Origin of the sequence: Spiribacter halobius (assembly GCF_020883455.1) — a bacterium.
In the GTDB taxonomy this organism is placed as follows: domain Bacteria; phylum Pseudomonadota; class Gammaproteobacteria; order Nitrococcales; family Nitrococcaceae; genus Sediminicurvatus; species Sediminicurvatus halobius.
The window spans coordinates 2,774,474-2,793,248 of record NZ_CP086615.1 but is presented as its reverse complement, the minus strand read 5'-3'; the positions used below and the strand labels follow the sequence as shown (position 1 = coordinate 2,793,248).

Below are 18,775 nucleotides of genomic sequence, written 5' to 3'. Positions count from 1 at the left end.
CCGACGGCGCCCCGCGGTCACGAACTGCTGGCTCGAGGACGACTATGAGCTTCGAAATGCCCCAATTCGCCATGGCGGCCCCCGAGATCTGGGTTGCCATCATGCTCTGCGTGGTGCTGGTGGTGGATCTCTTCGCCAGCGGGCGGGAGAGCGCGCCGGCCTTCTACCTCACGCAGTTCACGCTGGTGGTGGCGGCGTGGCTGGCGCTGGAGACGCACTGGGGCGAGGCCGCGACCACGTTCAACGGCATGTACGTCTCGGACAGCCTGGCGGCGGTGCTCAAGGTCGCGATCTGCGTGATCTCGCTGCTCGCCCTGGCCTACAGCCGCGACTACCTGCGCCAGCGCGACCTGCTGCGGGGCGAGTACTACCTGCTCGGTCTGTTCGCCGTGCTCGGCATGCTGGTGATGGCTTCGGCCGCGAGCCTGCTGGTGCTGTACATCGGCCTGGAGATGCTCTCGCTCTCCCTCTACGCCATGGTCGCGTTTGATCGCGAGAGCCGCATCGGCGCCGAGGCGGCGATGAAGTACTTCGTCCTCGGTGCGCTGTCCTCGGGCATGCTGCTCTACGGCATGTCCATGATCTACGGCGCCACCGGCAGTCTGCTGCTGGCCGACGTGGCCGCCGCCAGCAGCGGCGAGGCCAATCTCCTGCTCGCCTTCGGCATGACCTTCGCCCTGGTGGGGGTCGCCTTCAAGTTCGGTGCCGTGCCGTTCCACATGTGGATCCCGGACGTCTACCAGGGCGCGCCCACGGCCTCCACCCTGTTCATCGGCAGCGCACCCAAGGTGGCGGCGCTGGCGCTGTTCGTGCGGCTGCTCGGCGAGGGGCTGGGCGGCCTGCATGACCAGTGGCAGGTGATGGCGGTCATTCTCGCCGTGGGCTCACTGGTGGTGGGCAACCTGGTCGCGCTGGTGCAGACCAACCTCAAGCGCATGCTGGCCTACAGCACCATCTCGCACATCGGCTTCCTGTTCCTCGGGCTGATCGCCGGCAGCGACGACGGCTACGCCGCGGCGCTGTTCTATGCCATCAGCTACGGACTCATGGCCGCCGGCGCCTTCGGCATGATCATCCTGCTCTCACGCCGCGGGTTCGAGGCGGAGATGATCGACGACATGAAGGGCCTGAACGAGCGCCACAGCGGCTTCGCGTTCGTCATGCTGCTGCTCATGTTCTCGATGACCGGCATCCCCGGCACCGTGGGTTTCTACGCCAAGTGGCTGGTGCTGCAGGCCCTGATCGATGCCGGCCTGATCTGGCTCGCGGTGCTGGCGGTGGTGTTCGCGGTGATCGGTGCGTTCTACTACCTGCGCGTGCTGAAGGCGGTCTACTTCGACCGCCTCGAGTCCGACGGCCCGCCGCTCGAGGCGCCGCTAGGGCAGCGGGTGATGCTCGCGGCCAACGGCGGCGCGGTGCTGCTGCTCGGGCTGTTCCCGGATGCGCTGATCTCGGCCTGCCGTGCCGCCTTCGGGCTGTAGCGCGCCCGTCGGTACGATGCGCCCAGCGAGCACCACCCGGGATTGCCTGCCGGACCCGCAGCGGCAGCGGTGGATCGGTGAGGCAGGCCGGGTGGCCACGGCATGAGCGATGCCGCGGCAATCTGGCTGCTGTTCGGTCTGGCGCTGGTGGCGGCGAACCTGCCCTGGCTCTCGGAACGGCCGCTGTTCCTGCTCCCGGTGCCGCCCCGCGGTAAGCGGGAATGGATCCGTCTGCTGGAGTGGCTGCTGATGTTCGGCCTCGTGGGCCTGGCCGGTGCAGCACTGGAGCAGCGCACCCAGGGGCAGCTGCAGGATCAGGACTGGGAGTTCTGGGTCATCGTCCTGTGCCTGTTCGCGGTGTTCGCCCTGCCGGGCTTCATCTACCACCACGACCTCCGCCGCCACCTTCGCAAGCGCCGGCGCGGGCGTTAGCCGCACCTGTGGCGCGACCCGCGGCCCGGCCATGGCACCGACCGGGATGCGAGACCGGGGACCGCGCGGCGCAAGGACGTCGCACACGGCTGCGCCGTGCACGACCTCCGAGTGTGGAACCTGAAACCGACTGTCCAGTGCCGGGCTGCGGCCCTTGAAAACGCCGCAATGCATCCGTAATATGCGCGCTACCGATTGCGGGGTGGAGCAGTCCGGTAGCTCGTCGGGCTCATAACCCGAAGGTCGCAGGTTCAAATCCTGCCCCCGCTACCACTCTTAGTTGACAGGCCAGGCCGCTGGCCTGCAACTGCGCGACGAGGCCGCGGTCGGGGATCAACCGGATCACACCGGTGATCTCCCGTACCGCCTCTCTGGCCTCCGCTACGTCGTCCAGCTCCTCGAGGCGGCGCACCCATCCCTCATAGATTTCGCGCGCCCGGGGCAGCACCTGGGTCGGCTCGTAGGCCTTGATGGCGGCCAGCCGGTCTTTGGCCGCATCCCTGCGTGCCTCGGCCGCCTCCAGGGCGCTGCGCGTCGATGGCGTGATCATGCCCTGCCGGATGGCCGCCATGATGTTCTCGATCTCGCGCTCGGCCTCTGCGACCTCTCGTCGGGTGGCCGTTGGATCCGGCTTCTCGGCCGCCATGAGGCGGCGTACTTCCTGGGCAAACAGCTGGTAGGCCTCCTCGCTCAGTAGCTCGGCCTTGATGTGCTCGAGGAGACGCTCCTCGGCGACACGTCGCGGCACGCACTCGCTGTTCGTGCAGGCGCTCGGTCCGCGGTCCCGGTGACGGCCGCAGCCATACCGATACCGGTCGATGATGACGTAGTTCCCGCCGCAGACTCCGCACTGCAGCAGCCCACTCAGCACGTACTTTGGCCCACGGCCGAGCCGTGCGTGGCGCCCGAGCGCCTCCTGGGCCTTGCGTGTTCGAGCGCGGGTATCCCGCTGACGGGCTTTCACCGCATCCCACGTCGCCTGGTCGACGATGCGAAGATCCTCGTGCTCGGTGATGATCCACTCGCTCTCCGGGCGCTCCTTGCGCTTGCGCTTTCCGTCGGCGGGATCCTTCACCCAGCGGGATCGGTTCCATATCTGCTTGCCGGCATAGAGGGGCTGGTTTAGCAGGCCGGTGCCGCGCTTGGCGTCGCCGTAGATGGCGGTCTGCGACCACTTGCCGCCGCGGGGTGACGGTATGCGGCGCTCGTTCAGCGCGGAGGCGATGCGCCTCGGGCTCCACCCGGCGGCGTAGCGCTCGAAGATCCAGCGAACCCAGGTCGCGGCGTCCTCGTCGATCTCCCGGCGGTGTCCGTCGTGGTCCTCCACGGAGCGGTAGCCGTAGGGCAGGCCGCCGGCGGAGTAGCCGGCGAGGGCTTGTCCGGTGAGGCCGCGGTGCGTCTTCTCGGCTAGGTCGTCGAGGTAGAGCTCGGCCATCAGGCCGCGGACACCGGCCTGGAGCTTGTAGCCTCGCTGATCGGTGTCCACGCCGTCGCTGATGCCGATGACGCGGATCCCGCGGTACTGCATCAGCCGCAGTGCCTGCGTAGATTCCACTTGGTCGCGCGAAAGGCGAGAAAGGTCATCCACCAGGAGCACGTCGAAAGCGTGGGCCTCAGCGGCTTTGAGCAGGCGCTGGTATCCAGGTCGCTCCCTAAGCGATCCTGAAACGGCCTCGTCGCTATAGGGCTCCGGCTCTGGCCAGCCCATGCGCTCGCAGTAAGCGGCGCAGTTGCGGAGCTGGTCTCGGATGGACTGCTCTCGCTGCTGGTCGCTGGAGTATCGGGCGTAGGCGGCGGTGCGCATGGAGTGAAGCCTAGCCGTTGGCTGCCCGCTTCGTGCAGGCCCGATTCTGTTGACCACTCTCCCGATCCCGCCGTTGCGCGGTTTCACGTGTCAGATGCTCGCGTACGGCCTGGCGGGCGATCAGCTCGATCAGCTTGCGGTGTGCTTCGCTCACGCCACCCTCCACACGTCGCCCCGCCGCATCGCCTGGATCGCTCCGAGAGGTATGCCCAGTCGGTTCGCCGTGGTCTTCGGCCCGTGCTGTTCCGCATGCTCAAGGATGATTCGCCAGTCGCGCTCACCAATGCCGAGGTGGTAGTGGGCAGGCGCCTTGCCCTGGCGGCCTGGTCGGCGCGTGAGGGCTCGGCCGCGCAGGCCGGCGTCGTAGCGCATGCGCAGTGTGGTGAGCGCGATGCCGGTGCGCCGGTGGAGCTCGCCGATGGTGATGCGCTCTCCGTCGATCTCGACCCAGCGGTAGGTGTTGCGGGCGCTCTGCCGGCGGAGGGCGGCGACCTGTAAATCGCGGCGGGGTACCCATCGGATGCCGAGCATCTTCGCCCAGCGGCCGACTGTGCCACGTGGCACACCCAGGCGCCCGCAGGCCTGGGACTGGCTCAGGCCGTCGGCGATGCACCGGCGGACCAGGGTGGCGACGTCGGCACCGTGGCGGGCTTCAGTGCTGCGGGCGAGGTCGCTGTCGATGCTCAATGCGTGCCCCTCCTCCGCCTCTGCGCCCGTCGGGCGCGAACCTGCTCATCCACGCCGCTGCGCGCATTCCACGCCAGCACCGCCTCTCTTCCTCGCGGGGCCTCGGTGAACGACACCGTGGCGCTGCAGCCGCTGCACTGGATGAACGTGATGCCGAGCTCCTGGTTGGTCCAGTGAGCGACGGCGGGACTGCCGCAGAAGGGGCAGGGGGCTGGGACCTTGCTTGTTTCGGCGTAGCGGGTCATGGCGTCTCCTCGCGGTTCGCGATCTCCAGCAGCACGTCCGCGTGGCACGGAGCGTCCGGCGGGCACCAGCAAGCGAGGTTCTTGCCGCGGAGCTCGTCGATGTGGTGGATCACGTGTTCCCGCGCGGCCTTCTGCTTATCGGCGTTGAAAGTGGTCAGGCAGATGAACCCCGCCATAAGGCCGCGGTAGAGCTCTACGCACTCGGCACGCGTGCCGTGCTTTCCGGTGATGAAGGGGTTGCCCCACGGCGTGGAGCGGTCGACCTTCACCGTGTTCTCGGGCATCCGCCAGCCGCGGGCGCGGCGGAGCTGGATGCGTTTGGGAGTCATAGCGCGCCCTCCCGGTAATCCATCACGAAGATCAGCGCCTCGGCGGCGCTCGTGGCCTCAAAGACGACGGTGCGGCATCGCCGGCAAAAGACGGTGACCCAGCCACTGCGGCCGCGTGAGGCGTAGGTGAGGTCATGGGTCATCGCGTGCCCTCCGCGAACAGCTCCTGCTGCTTTGGCTCCGGCGGCGGAGGCGGCGGTGCGGTTTCCTGCAGCAGGCGCCTGATCTGGCGGAACCGGCGGAGCTTGGCCAGGGCCTCTTCGGATCGCTTGGCGACGGCCAGCTCGTTAAATAGCTGCTGCTCCTCGCGCTTCAGGGCGTCGCGGTCAATGTCGTTGTCTGTGCAGGTTGCGGCGTTGGCGATCATCGCCTCTGCTCCTGGTGCGCCAGCGCTGCCTCCAACTTCCGCAGCCGCCGCTCAACTGCATTGCGCACGGTCTTCTGCAGCCCAGGCACCTCAAGCGCCGCCAGACACTGGGCACGGTCAAACCGCCTCGCTGCCTCGATGCGCGATTGGGCGTCGGTGTGGCCCACCGGATGGCCGTTGAAGTGGCCGGTGATGAACGGGTTTTCCATGGGTTTCTCCGTCACTGCTTGGTGATGCCAGGCTGACGTTCGCCGTTGAGCGCGGGGGCGCCCTTGAGAAACCGGCTGCCCTCGATCTGTCCGGTGACCTCCAGGTACTGAACCTCGACCTTCGCGCTGTCGATGAGCTTGCCGGCGGTTTCGCTGATCGCCTTCGCGCGGGTGAGCTCCTGCTCGAGGGATTCGCCGTCGGCTTCCTTCAGTCGCTCCAGTGACTCGAACAGGTGGTCGCGCAGATCATCGATGCGGTTCTTCATGGCGCTTCTCCTGGATCTCTCGGATGCGGCGCTTGAGGACGCCGCGCATATGGACCGCCTCGGCCACCGGGCGCGGGTAGCGTGTCCACATGCTGTTGCGGCGACCAAGCTCGGAGCGCGGGATGCACTCCAGGTTCTCGATGCGGAGGTCGGTGCGGTCGCCGTTGCGGAAGATGACCGCGTGGCTTCGAGGGACGGGGCCGTAGTGCTCCTCCCACAGCATCACGTGGACGTAGCGCCAGTTCCGTCGGCTCATCCCGGGTGGCGCGTCGTCGCGGACCTTGCGCTTCAGGTAGCCGTCCGCGTCGGTGGTCTCGGTGCCGACTGGTACCCAGGTGTGCGGCCGCTCACCTGGCTGGAACCGTGTCTCGCGCGAACGCCCGCCGCTGTCGAACTGTTGGCCTTTGTTCCAGGCGCTCTGGCCGCGGCGGAACCGGCCGTTGTGCTCCGGCCGGGCCATGAATGCTTCGCTTTTGCGCAGGCCCAGCTGGCGTGCCTTCAGGCCTACCGCACGCGGATTGCGCCCCAGGAGCTCTCCGAGCTCGCGGTTCGGCGTGTCTGCGTACAAGGCCTCGAGCCACGACAGCTCAATGTCCGTCCACGCTGTGCCGGTATGGGCGGCCATCAGTCGGCCTCCAGCGGATCCACCGGCGCGTCGGACGTTTCCTCGCGGGCGAGCAGATCCAGGGATAGCAGCATCTGCATCACTTCCCCGCGCAGCTCGTCGATACCGCCGCTGTTGTCGATCACGTAGTCGACCGCGTTGTCCGGCACCGGGCGCTCGCTGATGTAGTCCGACTCGGGCTCGACGCCGGGGCGGTCCACCCGAACCACGTGTCCGCCCATGGCCCTGATCCAGGCGAGCTCGTTGTCGAAGCGGGTGGAGGTGTTGGCCATTCCGACCGGCGGGGCGTCGGACTGGTGGTGCTGCCACCAGGTAGCCTCCGCCTGGCGCACCCAGTAGTCCGGATCCTGCTCGCGGCGGTAGTCCGTGCCCCAGCGCTGGAGGATCTCGCGCGGGCTGTTCGGTTGCGTGAGGATCAGCTCGCAGAGGTCGGAGTCCGCGACGCCGGCGAGCATCCGGCGGCGGAAGCCGTGGTCACGGCAGCGATCCACGCTGAGCCTGGGCCACGGAATCTCCTTGAGCGTGCGCTCCTTGAGGCTCTCGGCGCTGACGCCGAAGGCTTCGGCCACCTCCTGGTAGAGGGCGTCCGAGAAGCTGAACGCGCGCCAGCCGTGTACGGCGGTGAGGATGCTGGCGACGGTGTCCTTCCCCGCGCCGGCGGCGCCGGCCAGACCGATCAGGTGCATCAGTCGTCCCCCTTCGGAAACCGGAGTCGGTTGTAGCCGATCTCCTCAATGCGGTGGCGGTGCCAGGGCGCCATGGGCGCCAATCGGCAGAGGCAGCGCAGGTCGCCCCGGAGTAGCACCAGGACGTCCTCGCCGGTCGAGATTAGGGTTGCTCTCACTGGTTGCTCTCCTTCTCATCGCAGTCGCAGCCCATCGGGACCTGGCGCAGCTGCTCGATCGGCAGCCTCTCTACGTGGCAGTCCGTGTCTCGGTAGTGCTCCAGCACGTCCGCGAGTCCGTTCGGCGTGCCAAGGTCGCCGAGGATGGCGTCGGCATGGCCGCAGGGCAGGACGATGGCGTAGCCGTGGCTCGGTGAACTGCTCATGCTTCGCCCTCCCAGCCGATGGGCATCCGGAAGCCGGCGGCGTGCTTGTGGCCACCGCCGCCGTACTGCGTCGCGATCTCGGAGACGTCTGCGCCGTCGGGGTGAGAGCGCAGCGAGAAGACGCGGCCGTCTGGTGTGTCCCAGTAGCAGGCGGCGAAGGGGTTGCCTTCGGCCATCAGGTGGCCGGCGTCGCTCGTGAGCGTGTAGGGCACGTTCGCCACCGGGACGCGGTGGCCGGCGATCACCATGTAGCGCATGGTCACGTCGACGAGCTCGCGGACGTCCTTGTGGTGCTTGCGCTCGATGGCCTCGCCCTCGGCGCGCAGGCGCTCGAGCGGTGTCTCCATGAGTTCGTCCCACAGGGCGAAGTCGTACTCGCGGGCGAAGACGGCTGCCTGGATCTCGCGGGTGCCTTCGAGCGCAAAGCGGAAGAGGTCGCGGTCCTCGACGTGGTCGATCAGCGCCGGGCGTGGCGCGTCGTGGAAGAAGTCCCAGGCCAGACCGGCGCCGGAGCGCTCCATGTCGAATAGGGCGATGACGGGCGGCCGCCATAGCTCTGCGAGGTCGCGGAGCATGTCGGGGACGTCGTCGTAGACCAGTCTCCCGCCGCCGCACTCCGTCACCTTGAACGGCTCCAGGTCCTCCGCGGCGCTCTTGTGGTGGTCGAGAATCAGGATGGAGCGCGCCTGCTGGGCCATTTCCTCCAGCACCGGGCGCTTGTAGGAGAAGTCCACCATGATCACGTCGCGGCCGGTGACGTCCGGAGGCGGGTTGCCGTGGGTGGCGGCGACGCACTCGATTGGTCCGAGGGCCTGGCGCACTGCCCAGGCCGCGGTGAAGCCGTCCGCGCAGTTGCCGTGATAGATGCAGAGCGGTTCGCTCATTGGGTGCTCTCCTGCTCTCGCGCCTCGATGAGGCGGTAGGTCTCGCCGACGCTCACGCCTGGGCCCGACAGGCCGCGGTGGACGAGCTCGGCGTACATTTCGGGGTTGATGAACCGGGCGGACATCTGGAAAGCCGCATCCGCGACTTCCCGGTCGCTCATCTCGGCCAGCCGGAGCTGGATCTCCGGGCGGATCGGGACCGGCCCCACCGGGGTTCGCATGTGTGTTGCGGTGGTCATCAGGTCACTCCCAGCTGTTGATGCAGCAGCGCTTGAACTTCCGCCCTGAGCCACATGGGCAAGGCTGGTTGCGCCCGACCTTCGGGTGCTCCCGGACATACGTGACGGGGTGGATGCGGCTTTTGGCCGGGCGCTGCATCGGATGCAGAGACGGGCGCTGCATTGAGCCTTCGGGCACGCGCAGAACTCGCCGGAGTTCACGGTTCGCCTTCTCGAAGGCCTCGATGGCGTCGCGGGCGATCGGGTCAAGGATCTGCGTCATCGGGTTGCCACCTCAGAAAAGCGCCGCCAGCACCGCCGCGCCTACGGCGCAGCCCGCGACAAAGACCACGGCCAGCACAGCAGCGGTCGCCAGCTGCATGCCGTCGTCGATGCGTCGTCTCGGCTTGCTCATTCCTCAGCCCCCCGCTGAAGCCGCCGGGCGATCAACGCTCGGATACACATGGCCGCCGTCTGAACAAGCTCCTTGTCCACGGCAGCCTCGGGGCCGTGTTCGTAAACGCTCTGGATCGCAGCGCGCAGGGCCTCTCCGGATTCCTCGCACACGATGGCGACCTGGTGGATCGGGTCGTCGGGAAATCCTGGGTGCTCCTGAAGCGCGATTTCCAGCTCGTCCTCGAAGCGCAGCATCACTTGACGTACTTGAGTCGTCGTGACGCCTGAATCATCGATTTGCTTCCCAGTCATCGCCTCCGCTCCTCCATCTCCTGGCACTCCACGCAAAGCCGGACTCCCGGGATGAGCTCGCGGCGGCGCTCGGGGAGGGCGGCATCGCACTCGTCGCAGTGCGTAGCGCTGTGGCCCGCGTAGCGCTGGCGGCTGGCGAGGGCTTCCTCGATGGCGGCCTCGGTTCGCTCGGTGGCGATGTCGGCGGCGTCGGCCATCACGGCACCTCCGGTCCAATCTGGATAAGCAGGTAGCGCCCGCCTCTGACGCGGCAGTCGTGGCCGATCTCAAACGTCCACTGCATGCGCTCGAAGTCGGCCTCGGCGCTGGTGCCCACATGCCCTTTGGCGCTTAGCTCGTTGGCGATCACGCTCGTGGCTATCTTCCGGTCGCTTTCGCCCATCTTCGGAAGAGCTTCAGCCAGCGCGTCGTGTATTAGTCCGGTTAGCTTGCGATCGGCCATAGTCAGTCCTCCCGGATCAGCGGCCGGTTGAGTTCGGTGAGCCGGGCGATGCCGGCGGTGGTCCGCTGGCAGAGCTCGAGCGGCAGGGCCTTGCCCGGCAGCCAGATCAGCAGGTGGCCGTCGGCGGTCATGCCGACGCGGTCGGGTGTGACGGTCGGGTTCAGCTCCGGCGCGAGCTCGCGGATGCGGCCGGCTGGCTGGTCCCAGTTCTCAGGCGGCTGCCAGTCCGGGGTCGGCATGCCGCATCCTGGAGTCGTTTGCCGAACGGTGGCGGCTTGCGGTTTGTCTGCCGGGGCGCTGGATTCTTCGATCGAAACGCGATCGGATTCCGAGTCTTGCCGGGCAGCGCCAAGACCAGTGACGCTCCAGCGCTTGTGCGGTCCGCCCGGCAGGCGCTCGCCCTCGATATCGCCCGCGCGCTGGAGCTCCTGCAGGGTGCCGTTGAGCTGGGTGGCTGCCGTCGTGTCGCGCTCGATCTCGAGCAGCTCGCGCAGCTGCACGGTCGTCGCCGGCTGCTTGCGAAGCTCGGCGAGCACGGTGATGCGCCGGCCAGTTGGGCTGAGAGTGCTGAACGGATGCTCCACGGGTCGCTCCAGGCTGTGGGGGATGTGGCTGTGGTCCGAGCCGGCCCTGCGCGGGGGCGGTGCCGGCGGGCGGTAGTCGCCCGCCGGCTGTTGGAAGCGCGAGGGGCGGGCAGGGACCGGGTCGTCACTCACGCCGCGTCGCCCCCCTCCGGCCCGCCGCCGGGCAGGGCGCCGACGTACTGGCCGTGATGGCGCGGGCGCTTCTGGCGGGCGAAGTTGTCGGCGTGGGGGCGGCCACGGAGCTGGCCGCTGCCGGGGGTGACGTGCACCAGGTAGCCGGCGCGGGTGACGCGCGCGGTGGTGTCGCGCCAGTGGTCGCCGGGGAAGATGTGGACGGTGGCGCTCATCGTGGCTCTCCTCTCAGCGGGCCCGGGCGTGGTCGACGGCCTGGGCGAGGGCGTGGACGGCTTCGTGGGCGTCGGCCTCATGGGTGGCCTGGTGGATCGGGGCCCAGCCATGGACGGGGTGCCAGACCTCGACGGGCCAGAGCTGGGTGGTGAGGTCGACGCGATAGCGCACGGCGTGGCCTGCGATGCGGGACTCCCACCAGGCCAGGCGGCGGCTGCCGTGCCACTCCCACTGGCGGCCGTAGCGGTCCGTCAGGGCCTGCTGGTGGTCCGGCAGCGGCGGCGGCTCTTGGGCCTCCGGGCGCCGGGCGCGGAGCTCGGCGGCTCGGGCGCGGTTGAGCCTGGCGAACAGGTGGCTGCGCAGCAGGGCCGCGAGGGCCTGGCCGCGGGAGCTGAGCCGGCCGCGGTTGGCGAGGGCAGTGACGCGCCCCAGGCGGCGGCGGATGGTGGCGGTGCTGCTCACCATGGGGTGATCGCTCCCTGGCGCTCGATGACCTCGTCGAGCCGGCGCTCCGGGCCGCCGCGGTGGTACCAGCGCTCGAGGCGGGCGCCGTTGCGGCGCATCTCGGCGGCGCGGCGGAGCTCCTCGGCGTGGTTGCGCTGGTGGTCCAGGGCAATCTGGATGAGCACGCCGGGGAGGCGCGGCCAGTCCGCGCGGGTCACTGGCCCGGCTCCATGTCGGAGTGTAGGGCGTCGATGCGGGCGGCGAGCTCGTAGAGGCGGTCCGCGGGGCGGTCGCTGAGGGGGCCTGTGAGATCGATCATTACGCGCTTCAGCAAGAACGCATCGCTATCGCTGGTGTCGGCCACACGTCTTGCGTAGACGTCCACGGCGTTCACGTGGCCGAAGTAAGTCACGAACACACTGGCGCGGCCCTCGCGCTGAGAGGCTACGGCAGCGCGCATGAGCTCGCCGAGCGCGTGCTCGATGCGGCGCTCGTTGCCCTGGATTACGGCGTGCACGGCCTCGGCTGGTGCGCTGGCCGTCTCTGCCAAACCTCTGCGGACGAGCTCCGCGCGCGCTTCGGCGGCCAGGGGGCCGCCCTCGTAGGCGTATCGGGCGACGGTGCTGTCCCAGAGCTCGTCGAGGCGGGGCTCGTCCAGGGGGCGGGCGGTGGCTGTCTGGTTCATGGCCGGTCTCCTCGCTTGGCTGACGTCGGAAACTAAAGCATCGCCGTTGCTGGAAGTCAAGCATTGCTTTAGATCGAGCACAAGCGGCCTTTGTGGCCGACGGGCGGTGGCCGTCTGAGAGAGGGGTTAGAGCTCTGCGAGGATCTCGGCGCGCTTGGCTTGGTGTTCTTCGGCGGAGATGAGGCCCTGGTGGTGGAGCTCGTCCAGCTGGCGGAGGCGCTCGGCGGCGGGTGTGGCGCTGGTGGGGTTGGTGGCTGTCGGTTGCGGCTGGGGCGGCGGCTGGATGTTGCCGCGGGCAGCCTCTACCGCGCGGGCTACGCTGCGGACTCGGCCGGCGTCGAAGCTCTTGAACTCGAGGCTGTCGTTGCTCGTGTGCAGCCGCAGGACGCGGTGGCCGGCGAAGGTGAGCTGCTCGACAGAGCTGATGCGTGCGAGCGGCATGGTTTCCAGCACCTCGCCGAGCAGGCCGCGGCGGTGGAAGATGACGCGCTGGTCGGTGACGATGAGCACGCCGTTGTGCTGCCAGTCCTTCCCGCTGCCGAACATCTTGCCGATGTAGCCGGGCGCCCAGGTGCGGATCTGCTCACCGGGGTTGCGGTGGCGGCGGCGGAAGTTGGCGAGGTGCTTATCGGTGCCGCTGGCCATGGGGTCGCTGCGCCTCGCTTTGGCTAGAAGAAGTCCTGCACCGCCTGGCGGACGACGCCGATGATGCGGCCGCCTGGCGGGAAGGGCTGGATGGGATAGCGGTCGTTGCGCGGGCGGAGGTACTGCTGGTCGCCGTCGACGATGAGCTGCTTGAGCGTGGGCGCATCACTGCCGGGCAAGAGCGCGATGACGTAGTGCTCGTGGCGTGGTTCCACGTCCGGATCCACGACGACGATGGCACCGCGAGGTATGTCCGGTGAGTTGGTGTCGTCCTGCACGCGCAGCGCGAAGGCATCAGGCGACACCTTGCGCGTGGCGATGATCGTCTCTTCCGTGCGGGTATCTTCGTGCACGCCTCGCCACCTCCCTGCCTCATCCCAGCCGATAAGCGGTATCTCACCACGTATAGCAGGGCCCGTCTCCAGGGGGTAGGCGGGTTCCGAACGGCGAAGGAAGGCCGGCTCGTCGAAATAGGGGCCGGCGTCCTCGGCAACGACCATGGGCTCGAGCTCTTTGGGCAGCGTCGTCTCTCGACTGCTGCTCATGACCTCGATGATCTCGCCGGGCGGCTGGATCTGGTCCGCTGGGACCTGCAGATAGCGTGCGAGGCGCACCAGGTTGGCGCGGCTGATCTTGCCCGTCTTCCGCCAGCCGTAGACGGCCTGCTCGCTCACGCCCAGGGCGTTGGCGACGTCCACGGAGCGAACGCCGGCCTGCTGCATCGCCCAGCGGATGTTTTCGGCCAGCTCGTGGTTGGTTTTCTCAGTCATGGCTTGAGTGTGCGGCCGTGCTCCGGTGCTAGGAACAAGCGCCGGTTGTCCTCGGGCATTGACGTGTAGCTAAAGCGCTGCTTTACTTCCTTCACCTGAAGGGACCCCGACCGGGGTGAGAGGTGAATGGTGACCGAGAGGCAGGAGCTGGACGCGGAGCGCAGGGGCGCAGGCGATCCGGGCGCTGGAGGCGGCGGTGGCGGCTTGCGAGTCCCGCGCGCGGCTGGCGGCAGCGATCGGCGTGAGCCCGCAGTTCGTGTCGCAGCTGTGCGCGGGCAGCGGCCGGTGCCTCCCGAGCGCTGCGAGCGATCGAGCATGCGAGCGGCGGCGCGGCGACGGCGGAGCAGTTGCGGCCGGATGTGTTCGGGCCGGCGAGCGACGCGGCGTGACGCGCCAGGCGTGTGGAGAAGCGGGGATAGACGTGAGCGCGCTGCAGAAGGCAATTGCCGCTATGGGCACGAGTGCGTCCTTGGCGGCAGCGCTTGGGGTCCAGCCATCAGCGATATCCAACTGGAAGGCTCGCGGCCGTGTGCCGCCGGAGCAGGTGTTGCGCATCGTCGACGCGACTGGGGGGCGGGTCCGCCCGGAGGAGTTACGGCCGGACTTGTACCGAGCCCAGTCGTACAAGTGAACGCGCAGGGTTTGAGCGTGGCGATTCCATGGGGCCAGTACAGCCCAGCACCAGAGGAGAGGAAACGTTGAAACACCCACAGCGGATGAACTCGGGAGATGAGTGTGGAACGGATGCACCGCCGTACCACACACCCGAGGAAACGCCTGCGACCTGCCCCAGGGGCAGCTGCGGGGGCGTTCTTGTGCGCCCGCCTTACGAGCGGGAGTCGGTGCGCTGCGACTGCCTGGCCGCCTCGATGCGGTCGTATACGTCGAGCGCCAGCGCGGGGGTGAAAGCATCGCCGAAGAGGCTGCGAGGCGGCGTCGATGGCGAGGCTTCATCGTGTCGTGCACGTGGATGGCGGCATCTGCCATTCCCTCGGGGCTGCGGCGGTTGCGCTGGACCTGCTCGAGGGCGAAGTCGAATTCGGTTCGATGATCCATGGGGGCGGCTCCGGTGGGCTGCTGGTGTCGTGTGGCAACGGCCAGCATAGGCCCACCGGGGACGCTCCGCCATTTGCAGCCGGCCTGGAGGGATGGCTGATGGAGAGGCAGACACAGGGCGCGCAGGCGCCAACGCGACAGGCGGTGCTGGTGGCCTATGCGGAGCAGTACCGCCTGCGCCGGGGGCTGTCCCACGAGCGGTGGGCGGAGCGGTGTGGACGCGGCGTACTGCGCGCGAGTGCCGGAGCGCCTGCGCCACGTGCCGGCGCCGAATCTGGAGGCGGTGGCCGGCGCGGAGGAGTGGCGCAAGTTGCTGCGGGCCTGGGACCAGACCTTGCGCCGCTATGCGGCGGACGACCTGCGCTTTCCCGTTGAGCTGGAGGAGGCCTGGGTGGCGGCGCTGGAGGATCCCTGGCGCAGCGACTGCATCCGCGAGCTCGCGGAGCGCTACGGGCTCTACGGTGCCTTCCGCCGGCCGGCGACGGTGGCCGGCGATACGGCGAGCTGGGCGAGCGTGCTGGAGGACTTCGGCCTGGTGACGCGGGACATGGCCGCGGTGCTGGCGGACGGGCGGATCGACCAGGACGACGCCTCGCGTCTGCCGGCCCTGCTGCGGGACGTGCAGCGGATGCAGGCGGATCTGGAGAGCCTGCGCCAGCACGTGCAGGCGGCCGCGGAGGGCGGTGGCGGACGAGACGGTCGTGGCCGGCCCGGTGACCTGGCGGGGGTGAGCGATGAGCGTGCGGGATTTGCCGCGAGAGTCGCTTGACGGCTGGCCGCGGCCGCGGGAAGGGAATTGCCGAGTGTGCGCCTGGAGCGGCGCATTGACCGTTTGGCGTTACAGCTGCAGACGGTGCGCTCGGCGCGGCAGCGCGGGGAGCTGTTCGCGCTGATCACGCGGCTGAAGGCGGACCGGCGGCTGGAGGTGCAGATCGAGACGGAGGCCTGGAAGCTCTCCGTGGTGGAGAGTGAGGCGGACCAGCGGGCCGCTTTCGAGGCGATGCAGCGGCTGATAGCGCAGCGCACACCTGAGCGCGTGCGGGAGATGGAGCGGGAGCAGGGCCTCGGATGACGCTGCCCGAGCTCACGCTCGAGGAGGCGGAAGAGGCGCTGGCCCACGTCGACCCGCACTCGCGGGACGTCTGGCTGCGCATGGCAATGGCGCTGAAGTCCGAGTTCGGGGACGGCGCCTTCGAGGCCTGGGACCGCTGGAGCGCGCAGGCGCAGAACTACCGCGAGCGGGATGCCCGCACGCAGTGGCGGTCCGTGAAGCCGCACGGGCGCGTGGGCATCGGCACGCTGATCCACCACGCGAAGGCGGGCGGCTGGCAGCCGCGGCGGCGGGAGCGCTCCGAGGCCGAGCGCCGCGATCTGGACGAGCGGCAGAAGAGGCGCCAGCAGGAACGTCGGGTCGCAGGAGGCGGATGAGGCGGAGCGCGAGGCGGCGTGGCAGCGGCGCGTGGCGGAGATGGCCGCGGAGTGCTGGGACCAGCTCCACCAGGTGGGGCAGAGCCGGTACCTCGGCGGCAAGAAGGTGAAAAGCCACGGCCTGCGGTTCGCGAAGCGCGCGCTGCTGCTGGTGACGGACGAGGAGGCGGGCACGGCCCGCTGCATCACGGACCGCGCCGAGATCCGCGCCTTCTTCGACAGCAAGGCGGGCGAGCGGGACGGGGTCTCGTTCCGCTACGTGAAGCGCGGGACGCTGGCGGTGCCCATGCGCGACGCCAAGGCCACGCTGTGGGGCCTGCAGTTCATCTTCCCGGCGGGGCGAAGACGTTCCTCCGCCATGCCCGCAAGAAGGGCACCTTCCATCTGATTGGCACGCCCCGGGCCGGGATGCCGCTCGCGATCGCCGAGGGGTATGCGACGGCGGCGACGGTGCACGAGGCCAAGGGCTGGCCGGTGGCCGTCGCCTGGGATGCCGGCAACCTGGCGCCGGTGGGCCGGGTGCTGCTGCCGCTGGCGGCGGAGGTGGGCGCGACGCTGGCCTACTGCGCGGACGACGACCACGAGGCGGTTGACGCCCGCGGTCGGCCGATCAATCCCGGCGGGAGAAGGCGGAGGCCGCGGCGGCGGAGACCGGGGGCGTGGTGCTCGTGCCGCAGTTCCGGGAGCCGGCGGGGCAGAGCGACTGGAACGATCTGCAGATTGCCGAGGGGGCGGCCGGCGGTGGCGCGGCAGCTGGTCGAGCAGTTTGCGGCGGCCACAGCGGAGCGTCCGGCCAGGGGCGGCGAGGAGCGCCAGCCGAAGCGGGGGTTGAGGGCGGTGCTCTGACCCCCCGCTCGCCTTCGGTGTGGGAGGAGCTCCTGGTGCGGACGGAGAAGGGCGGCGTGAAGGCCACGCTGCACAACGTCATCACCATTTTGGAGAACCACCAGGCCTGGCACGGGATGTACGCGCTCGACGCGTTCGCCAACGAGATCCGGACGACGCGGGCGCCGCCTTATGCGGGCAGCGGATCGGGCGAGGCGCTGGCGGACGCGGACGGGACCGAGATCGCGGCCTGGATGGGGCACCCGTACCACTACGCGCTGAGCATCGGCTCCGGCATGGCCCTGGAGGCGGTGGAGGCGGTGGCGCGGCGGCGGAAGTACCACCCGGTGGTGGAGTACCTGGACGGGCTGCAGTGGGACGGGACGGCGCGGCTCGACCACATGCTCTCGGACTTCTTCGGCTGCACGCACGACGAGTACACGGCGGCGGTGGGCCGCTCGTGGCTGATGAGCGCGGTGGCGCGGGTGCGGTCCCCGGGCTGCAAGGTGGACTTCATGGTGATCCTGGAAGGCAAGCAGGGCCGGGGGAATGTCCACGGCCGTGCGCACGCTCTGCGGGCCGCAGTGGTTCGCGGAGATGATGCAATCGCCCCAGGACAAGGACTTCTACCAGATACTCTCCGGGCGCTGGATCATCGAGATTCCTGAGCTCCAGTCCTTCAACAAGGCGGACCGTAACCGCATCAAGGCAGCCGTCTCCGCCCAGGAAGACACCTACCGACCGAGCTATGGCCGCTACGCGCGCCAGTTTTCCCGGGCAGAATATCTTTGTGGGCACCACCAACGACCACGCCTACCTGCAGGATCCGACCGGGGCGAGGCGGTTCCTGCCCGTGAGTTGCGGGTGGATCGAGTATTCCCTCCCTCGAACAATTGCGCGACCAGCTGTGGGCGGAGGCGGAACGTGCGCTACCAGCGCGGGGAGCCGTGGTGGGATTTTCCCGGCAAGCGCGGAGGAGGAGGCAGGAGGCGCGCTAACGCGGCGGACGCCTGGGAGGAGCCGATCGGTGCCTGGCTGGACGGGGAGTGTGAGCAGGACCGGTATCCGTTCGAGTGGCTGCCGATCGACCGCAAGCACCCGGTGCGGCAGGTGACGGTGGCGGACGTGATGGCCTGGGCGCTGAAGGTGGAGACGGGCAAGCAGAGCCGGCCGGAGCAGATGCGCGTCGGCGAGGTGCTGAGGCGTCTCGGCTGGCAGCGGGAGCAGCGACGACGGAACGGCAGGCGGGTGTACCTCTACGTGCGCCCGGAGGAGGGCGGATAGGTGTCACCACCGTCACCACCTCGTCACTACCTTGTCACCACCTGGATAAGTGCCTCCAGGCCAGTGCCCGTGCGGGTTGTCACTACCGTCACTACCTCAAGGGGGTCGCGCGTAAGGGGGATCAATTCCGTGAGTGAACGAACGGGGCACTCGCCACAAGAAAGCGGTTTTCTCTATACGCGAGAAAAAGGTGGTGACGGTAGTGACGGTAGTGACAACCCGCGCCCAGCAAGGGCTCCGGGGTGTCACTACCTCGGCGGGGTGTCACTACCAGGTGGTGACGGGGCGAATCAGCAGAGCAGCGAGCGGGAGTGACGATGATCAGGACGACCAGTGCACGGGTGGCGATTGCGGTGGCGACGGCGAACGGCATGCAGGTGCCGGGCTGGGTGGATGAGGCGCTGGCGGCGGCCCGCTCGGGCAAGCCGGACAATACGGCCGCGATCTGGCACGGGCTGGACTGCGGCAGGGTGCTGGCGGCGGTGGACCGCTGCCTGCCACACGTGCGCAGCTGGCTGCTGCTGACGTACGGGGCCGATGGCTACGCCTCGAGCCGGGCGCTGCACCGCGTGACCTCGGAGCTCTACCGCCAGTACGCGGAGACGCGGACGATCCGCATGCGGCCGGACCGGGTGGTGCTGGCCGCGGCGGCGGTGATCTCGGATCTGCGGCAGCAGTACCGATCGCCGACGAGGGAGGGGGGCGAAGCCGATCCAGTACACGAAGGCGATAGGCGTGGGCGCGGATCGGTGGCGGGACTACAAGCCGGCGGTGGAGGCGATGATCCGCATCGTCGATGACTGGGATCGGCGGGGGCTGGCGACGGTTGCGGACGCCCTTCCGGTGGCGTTGAAGGAGGCGGTTTGAAGCGGGGCTTGATTTAGCCCCCAATTTTGAGGCATGATTTTCCCAAGCTAACAAAGCTGTCTCTAAAGCCCGGCCACCGCGCCGGGCTTTGT

General features: G+C 68.9%; 37 protein-coding genes, 1 tRNA gene and 2 pseudogenes. 14 read left to right on the top strand and 26 right to left on the bottom strand.

All coding sequences use genetic code 11. From position 1 onward, the window contains the following. Window positions 1-44 precede the first annotated feature (44 nt). The 3 genes from nuoN to LMH63_RS12880 all read left to right on the top strand — a co-directional run bounded on the left by nuoN (window position 45) and on the right by LMH63_RS12880 (window position 2,186). Window positions 45-1,481 (top strand): NADH-quinone oxidoreductase subunit NuoN, encoded by a 1,437-nt coding sequence (gene nuoN, locus LMH63_RS12890; RefSeq protein WP_109679595.1) that lies wholly within the window; start codon window positions 45-47, stop codon window positions 1,479-1,481. Window positions 1,482-1,583: 102 nt separating this feature from the next. Continuing rightward, window positions 1,584-1,913, top strand: a complete 330-nt coding sequence (locus tag LMH63_RS12885; RefSeq protein WP_109679596.1) for a DUF2818 family protein — start codon at window positions 1,584-1,586, stop codon at window positions 1,911-1,913. 196 nt (window positions 1,914-2,109) lie between these two features. Next, window positions 2,110-2,186 (top strand) — tRNA-Met (locus LMH63_RS12880). Here the strand turns inward: LMH63_RS12880 and LMH63_RS19540 are convergent. From LMH63_RS19540 to LMH63_RS12755, 26 genes are all read right to left on the bottom strand, one after another. Then, complete coding sequence (locus LMH63_RS19540; RefSeq protein ID WP_109679658.1) at window positions 2,143-3,717, bottom strand: recombinase family protein; 1,575 nt, start codon at window positions 3,715-3,717, stop codon at window positions 2,143-2,145. The genes LMH63_RS12880 and LMH63_RS19540 overlap by 44 nt on opposite strands. Before the next feature lie 10 nt (window positions 3,718-3,727). Further along, window positions 3,728-3,871: a hypothetical protein gene (locus LMH63_RS12875; RefSeq protein ID WP_158280429.1), complete on the bottom strand. Its 144-nt coding sequence runs from the start codon at window positions 3,869-3,871 to the stop codon at window positions 3,728-3,730. Further along, window positions 3,868-4,404: a hypothetical protein gene (locus LMH63_RS12870; RefSeq protein ID WP_109679597.1), complete on the bottom strand. Its 537-nt coding sequence runs from the start codon at window positions 4,402-4,404 to the stop codon at window positions 3,868-3,870. The genes LMH63_RS12875 and LMH63_RS12870 overlap by 4 nt, the downstream gene beginning before the upstream one ends. Beyond that, window positions 4,401-4,649 carry a Lar family restriction alleviation protein gene (locus LMH63_RS12865; protein WP_109679598.1) on the bottom strand — a complete coding sequence of 83 codons (249 nt, stop codon included), beginning with the start codon at window positions 4,647-4,649 and terminating at the stop codon, window positions 4,401-4,403. The genes LMH63_RS12870 and LMH63_RS12865 overlap by 4 nt, the downstream gene beginning before the upstream one ends. Next, window positions 4,646-4,978, bottom strand: a complete 333-nt coding sequence (locus LMH63_RS12860) for a DUF4326 domain-containing protein (RefSeq protein WP_109679599.1) — start codon at window positions 4,976-4,978, stop codon at window positions 4,646-4,648. The genes LMH63_RS12865 and LMH63_RS12860 overlap by 4 nt, the downstream gene beginning before the upstream one ends. After that, window positions 4,975-5,121, bottom strand: a complete 147-nt coding sequence (locus tag LMH63_RS12855) for a hypothetical protein (protein WP_158280430.1) — start codon at window positions 5,119-5,121, stop codon at window positions 4,975-4,977. The genes LMH63_RS12860 and LMH63_RS12855 overlap by 4 nt, the downstream gene beginning before the upstream one ends. Next, window positions 5,118-5,345: a hypothetical protein gene (locus LMH63_RS12850; protein ID WP_109679600.1), complete on the bottom strand. Its 228-nt coding sequence runs from the start codon at window positions 5,343-5,345 to the stop codon at window positions 5,118-5,120. Before LMH63_RS12850 ends, LMH63_RS12855 begins: the two co-directional genes overlap by 4 nt. Continuing rightward, window positions 5,342-5,554, bottom strand: coding sequence for a hypothetical protein (locus LMH63_RS12845; protein WP_109679601.1), 213 nt, complete (start codon window positions 5,552-5,554; stop codon window positions 5,342-5,344). The genes LMH63_RS12850 and LMH63_RS12845 overlap by 4 nt, the downstream gene beginning before the upstream one ends. Window positions 5,555-5,565: 11 nt before the next feature. After that, a complete protein-coding gene (locus LMH63_RS12840) occupies window positions 5,566-5,820 on the bottom strand; it encodes a hypothetical protein (protein WP_109679602.1) in 255 nt (84 codons plus the stop codon). After that, window positions 5,801-6,445 carry an HNH endonuclease signature motif containing protein gene (locus LMH63_RS12835; protein WP_109679603.1) on the bottom strand — a complete coding sequence of 215 codons (645 nt, stop codon included), beginning with the start codon at window positions 6,443-6,445 and terminating at the stop codon, window positions 5,801-5,803. The genes LMH63_RS12840 and LMH63_RS12835 overlap by 20 nt, the downstream gene beginning before the upstream one ends. Then, window positions 6,445-7,131, bottom strand: a complete 687-nt coding sequence (locus tag LMH63_RS12830) for a deoxynucleotide monophosphate kinase family protein (RefSeq protein WP_109679604.1) — start codon at window positions 7,129-7,131, stop codon at window positions 6,445-6,447. The genes LMH63_RS12835 and LMH63_RS12830 overlap by 1 nt, the downstream gene beginning before the upstream one ends. After that, window positions 7,131-7,289, bottom strand: coding sequence for a hypothetical protein (locus LMH63_RS12825; RefSeq protein ID WP_158280431.1), 159 nt, complete (start codon window positions 7,287-7,289; stop codon window positions 7,131-7,133). The genes LMH63_RS12830 and LMH63_RS12825 overlap by 1 nt, the downstream gene beginning before the upstream one ends. Continuing rightward, window positions 7,286-7,495 carry a hypothetical protein gene (locus LMH63_RS12820; protein WP_109679605.1) on the bottom strand — a complete coding sequence of 70 codons (210 nt, stop codon included), beginning with the start codon at window positions 7,493-7,495 and terminating at the stop codon, window positions 7,286-7,288. Before LMH63_RS12820 ends, LMH63_RS12825 begins: the two co-directional genes overlap by 4 nt. Beyond that, complete coding sequence (locus LMH63_RS12815; protein ID WP_109679606.1) at window positions 7,492-8,379, bottom strand: phosphohydrolase; 888 nt, start codon at window positions 8,377-8,379, stop codon at window positions 7,492-7,494. Before LMH63_RS12815 ends, LMH63_RS12820 begins: the two co-directional genes overlap by 4 nt. Continuing rightward, on the bottom strand, window positions 8,376-8,618 hold the full coding sequence (locus tag LMH63_RS12810; RefSeq protein WP_109679607.1) for a hypothetical protein: 243 nt from the start codon (window positions 8,616-8,618) through the stop codon (window positions 8,376-8,378). Before LMH63_RS12810 ends, LMH63_RS12815 begins: the two co-directional genes overlap by 4 nt. 4 nt (window positions 8,619-8,622) lie before the next feature. Next, window positions 8,623-8,880, bottom strand: a complete 258-nt coding sequence (locus tag LMH63_RS12805; RefSeq protein ID WP_199225723.1) for an SEC-C metal-binding domain-containing protein — start codon at window positions 8,878-8,880, stop codon at window positions 8,623-8,625. A gap of 128 nt (window positions 8,881-9,008) precedes the next feature. Next, window positions 9,009-9,305, bottom strand: coding sequence for a hypothetical protein (locus tag LMH63_RS12800; RefSeq protein ID WP_109679608.1), 297 nt, complete (start codon window positions 9,303-9,305; stop codon window positions 9,009-9,011). Next, window positions 9,302-9,502: a TraR/DksA C4-type zinc finger protein gene (locus tag LMH63_RS12795; protein WP_109679609.1), complete on the bottom strand. Its 201-nt coding sequence runs from the start codon at window positions 9,500-9,502 to the stop codon at window positions 9,302-9,304. The genes LMH63_RS12800 and LMH63_RS12795 overlap by 4 nt, the downstream gene beginning before the upstream one ends. Next, complete coding sequence (locus LMH63_RS12790) at window positions 9,502-9,747, bottom strand: hypothetical protein (protein ID WP_109679610.1); 246 nt, start codon at window positions 9,745-9,747, stop codon at window positions 9,502-9,504. Before LMH63_RS12790 ends, LMH63_RS12795 begins: the two co-directional genes overlap by 1 nt. Before the next feature lie 2 nt (window positions 9,748-9,749). Next, complete coding sequence (locus LMH63_RS12785) at window positions 9,750-10,331, bottom strand: hypothetical protein (RefSeq protein ID WP_109679611.1); 582 nt, start codon at window positions 10,329-10,331, stop codon at window positions 9,750-9,752. 128 nt (window positions 10,332-10,459) lie between these two features. Then, window positions 10,460-10,678 carry a hypothetical protein gene (locus tag LMH63_RS12780; protein WP_109679612.1) on the bottom strand — a complete coding sequence of 73 codons (219 nt, stop codon included), beginning with the start codon at window positions 10,676-10,678 and terminating at the stop codon, window positions 10,460-10,462. A 13-nt stretch (window positions 10,679-10,691) separates the two neighbouring features. Continuing rightward, the gene (locus LMH63_RS12775) at window positions 10,692-11,144 is read right to left on the bottom strand and encodes a hypothetical protein (protein ID WP_109679613.1); all 453 of its coding nucleotides are present in this window, start codon (window positions 11,142-11,144) and stop codon (window positions 10,692-10,694) included. Further along, window positions 11,138-11,341: a hypothetical protein gene (locus LMH63_RS12770; RefSeq protein ID WP_109679614.1), complete on the bottom strand. Its 204-nt coding sequence runs from the start codon at window positions 11,339-11,341 to the stop codon at window positions 11,138-11,140. Before LMH63_RS12770 ends, LMH63_RS12775 begins: the two co-directional genes overlap by 7 nt. Next, the gene (locus LMH63_RS12765) at window positions 11,338-11,808 is read right to left on the bottom strand and encodes a hypothetical protein (protein ID WP_109679615.1); all 471 of its coding nucleotides are present in this window, start codon (window positions 11,806-11,808) and stop codon (window positions 11,338-11,340) included. Before LMH63_RS12765 ends, LMH63_RS12770 begins: the two co-directional genes overlap by 4 nt. A gap of 126 nt (window positions 11,809-11,934) precedes the next feature. After that, window positions 11,935-12,453: a PH domain-containing protein gene (locus LMH63_RS12760; RefSeq protein WP_109679659.1), complete on the bottom strand. Its 519-nt coding sequence runs from the start codon at window positions 12,451-12,453 to the stop codon at window positions 11,935-11,937. A 23-nt stretch (window positions 12,454-12,476) separates the two neighbouring features. Further along, a complete protein-coding gene (locus LMH63_RS12755) occupies window positions 12,477-13,223 on the bottom strand; it encodes a LexA family transcriptional regulator (protein ID WP_109679616.1) in 747 nt (248 codons plus the stop codon). Window positions 13,224-13,674: 451 nt separating this feature from the next. Between LMH63_RS12755 and LMH63_RS19535 the strand changes: the two genes are divergently transcribed. The 11 genes and pseudogenes from LMH63_RS19535 (at window position 13,675) to LMH63_RS12715 (ending at window position 18,616) form a co-directional block, all read left to right on the top strand. Further along, window positions 13,675-13,854, top strand: a complete 180-nt coding sequence (locus tag LMH63_RS19535) for a transcriptional regulator (RefSeq protein WP_373317938.1) — start codon at window positions 13,675-13,677, stop codon at window positions 13,852-13,854. Between the two features lie 639 nt (window positions 13,855-14,493). Then, window positions 14,494-15,048 (top strand): DUF8585 domain-containing protein, encoded by a 555-nt coding sequence (locus tag LMH63_RS12750; RefSeq protein ID WP_229332596.1) that lies wholly within the window; start codon window positions 14,494-14,496, stop codon window positions 15,046-15,048. Window positions 15,049-15,075: 27 nt separating this feature from the next. Further along, entirely contained in the window at window positions 15,076-15,351 is a 276-nt protein-coding gene (locus LMH63_RS12745; protein ID WP_146205245.1) for a hypothetical protein, read from the top strand. Then, the gene (locus LMH63_RS12740) at window positions 15,348-15,707 is read left to right on the top strand and encodes a PriCT-2 domain-containing protein (protein WP_229332595.1); all 360 of its coding nucleotides are present in this window, start codon (window positions 15,348-15,350) and stop codon (window positions 15,705-15,707) included. The genes LMH63_RS12745 and LMH63_RS12740 overlap by 4 nt, the downstream gene beginning before the upstream one ends. A gap of 31 nt (window positions 15,708-15,738) precedes the next feature. Continuing rightward, on the top strand, window positions 15,739-16,095 hold the full coding sequence (locus LMH63_RS12735; protein WP_229332594.1) for a hypothetical protein: 357 nt from the start codon (window positions 15,739-15,741) through the stop codon (window positions 16,093-16,095). A 20-nt stretch (window positions 16,096-16,115) separates the two neighbouring features. Beyond that, window positions 16,116-16,553 carry a hypothetical protein gene (locus LMH63_RS12730; RefSeq protein ID WP_229332593.1) on the top strand — a complete coding sequence of 146 codons (438 nt, stop codon included), beginning with the start codon at window positions 16,116-16,118 and terminating at the stop codon, window positions 16,551-16,553. A 116-nt stretch (window positions 16,554-16,669) separates the two neighbouring features. After that, window positions 16,670-17,200, top strand: coding sequence for a VapE domain-containing protein (locus LMH63_RS12725; RefSeq protein ID WP_373317937.1), 531 nt, complete (start codon window positions 16,670-16,672; stop codon window positions 17,198-17,200). Beyond that, window positions 17,142-17,267 (top strand): annotated as a pseudogene (locus tag LMH63_RS19530) (VapE domain-containing protein); the annotation flags it as partial. The gene LMH63_RS12725 and the pseudogene LMH63_RS19530, both read left to right, overlap by 59 nt. 13 nt (window positions 17,268-17,280) lie before the next feature. Next, window positions 17,281-17,367: pseudogene (locus tag LMH63_RS19525) on the top strand (VapE domain-containing protein); the annotation flags it as partial. An 89-nt stretch (window positions 17,368-17,456) separates the two neighbouring features. Next, complete coding sequence (locus LMH63_RS12720; RefSeq protein WP_229332591.1) at window positions 17,457-17,816, top strand: hypothetical protein; 360 nt, start codon at window positions 17,457-17,459, stop codon at window positions 17,814-17,816. A gap of 317 nt (window positions 17,817-18,133) precedes the next feature. Then, entirely contained in the window at window positions 18,134-18,616 is a 483-nt protein-coding gene (locus LMH63_RS12715; protein WP_229332590.1) for a hypothetical protein, read from the top strand. Window positions 18,617-18,775: the final 159 nt, after the last annotated feature.

Bases quoted from the DNA above. Each gene is read 5' to 3' on its own strand.
- LMH63_RS12845 (WP_109679601.1), bottom strand. From the start codon at position 5,554: ATGGAAAACCCGTTCATCACCGGCCACTTCAACGGCCATCCGGTGGGC.
- LMH63_RS12790 (WP_109679610.1), bottom strand. From the start codon at position 9,747: ATGGCCGATCGCAAGCTAACCGGACTAATACACGACGCGCTGGCTGAA.
- LMH63_RS12820 (WP_109679605.1), bottom strand. From the start codon at position 7,495: ATGAGCAGTTCACCGAGCCACGGCTACGCCATCGTCCTGCCCTGCGGC.
- LMH63_RS12800 (WP_109679608.1), bottom strand. From the start codon at position 9,305: ATGACTGGGAAGCAAATCGATGATTCAGGCGTCACGACGACTCAAGTA.
- LMH63_RS12830 (WP_109679604.1), bottom strand. From the start codon at position 7,131: ATGCACCTGATCGGTCTGGCCGGCGCCGCCGGCGCGGGGAAGGACACC.
- LMH63_RS12795 (WP_109679609.1), bottom strand. From the start codon at position 9,502: ATGGCCGACGCCGCCGACATCGCCACCGAGCGAACCGAGGCCGCCATC.
- LMH63_RS12835 (WP_109679603.1), bottom strand. From the start codon at position 6,445: ATGGCCGCCCATACCGGCACAGCGTGGACGGACATTGAGCTGTCGTGG.
- LMH63_RS12755 (WP_109679616.1), bottom strand. From the start codon at position 13,223: ATGACTGAGAAAACCAACCACGAGCTGGCCGAAAACATCCGCTGGGCG.
- LMH63_RS12730 (WP_229332593.1), top strand. From the start codon at position 16,116: ATGCCGCTCGCGATCGCCGAGGGGTATGCGACGGCGGCGACGGTGCAC.
- LMH63_RS12860 (WP_109679599.1), bottom strand. From the start codon at position 4,978: ATGACTCCCAAACGCATCCAGCTCCGCCGCGCCCGCGGCTGGCGGATG.
- LMH63_RS12815 (WP_109679606.1), bottom strand. From the start codon at position 8,379: ATGAGCGAACCGCTCTGCATCTATCACGGCAACTGCGCGGACGGCTTC.
- LMH63_RS12715 (WP_229332590.1), top strand. From the start codon at position 18,134: ATGATCAGGACGACCAGTGCACGGGTGGCGATTGCGGTGGCGACGGCG.
- LMH63_RS12805 (WP_199225723.1), bottom strand. From the start codon at position 8,880: ATGACGCAGATCCTTGACCCGATCGCCCGCGACGCCATCGAGGCCTTC.
- LMH63_RS12780 (WP_109679612.1), bottom strand. From the start codon at position 10,678: ATGAGCGCCACCGTCCACATCTTCCCCGGCGACCACTGGCGCGACACC.
- LMH63_RS12765 (WP_109679615.1), bottom strand. From the start codon at position 11,808: ATGAACCAGACAGCCACCGCCCGCCCCCTGGACGAGCCCCGCCTCGAC.
- LMH63_RS12855 (WP_158280430.1), bottom strand. From the start codon at position 5,121: ATGACCCATGACCTCACCTACGCCTCACGCGGCCGCAGTGGCTGGGTC.
- LMH63_RS12775 (WP_109679613.1), bottom strand. From the start codon at position 11,144: ATGGTGAGCAGCACCGCCACCATCCGCCGCCGCCTGGGGCGCGTCACT.
- LMH63_RS12865 (WP_109679598.1), bottom strand. From the start codon at position 4,649: ATGACCCGCTACGCCGAAACAAGCAAGGTCCCAGCCCCCTGCCCCTTC.
- nuoN (WP_109679595.1), top strand. From the start codon at position 45: ATGAGCTTCGAAATGCCCCAATTCGCCATGGCGGCCCCCGAGATCTGG.
- LMH63_RS12740 (WP_229332595.1), top strand. From the start codon at position 15,348: ATGACGCTGCCCGAGCTCACGCTCGAGGAGGCGGAAGAGGCGCTGGCC.
- LMH63_RS12840 (WP_109679602.1), bottom strand. From the start codon at position 5,820: ATGAAGAACCGCATCGATGATCTGCGCGACCACCTGTTCGAGTCACTG.
- LMH63_RS12725 (WP_373317937.1), top strand. From the start codon at position 16,670: ATGTACGCGCTCGACGCGTTCGCCAACGAGATCCGGACGACGCGGGCG.
- LMH63_RS12885 (WP_109679596.1), top strand. From the start codon at position 1,584: ATGAGCGATGCCGCGGCAATCTGGCTGCTGTTCGGTCTGGCGCTGGTG.
- LMH63_RS19535 (WP_373317938.1), top strand. From the start codon at position 13,675: ATGGGCACGAGTGCGTCCTTGGCGGCAGCGCTTGGGGTCCAGCCATCA.
- LMH63_RS12850 (WP_109679600.1), bottom strand. From the start codon at position 5,345: ATGATCGCCAACGCCGCAACCTGCACAGACAACGACATTGACCGCGAC.
- LMH63_RS12810 (WP_109679607.1), bottom strand. From the start codon at position 8,618: ATGACCACCGCAACACACATGCGAACCCCGGTGGGGCCGGTCCCGATC.
- LMH63_RS19540 (WP_109679658.1), bottom strand. From the start codon at position 3,717: ATGCGCACCGCCGCCTACGCCCGATACTCCAGCGACCAGCAGCGAGAG.
- LMH63_RS12760 (WP_109679659.1), bottom strand. From the start codon at position 12,453: ATGGCCAGCGGCACCGATAAGCACCTCGCCAACTTCCGCCGCCGCCAC.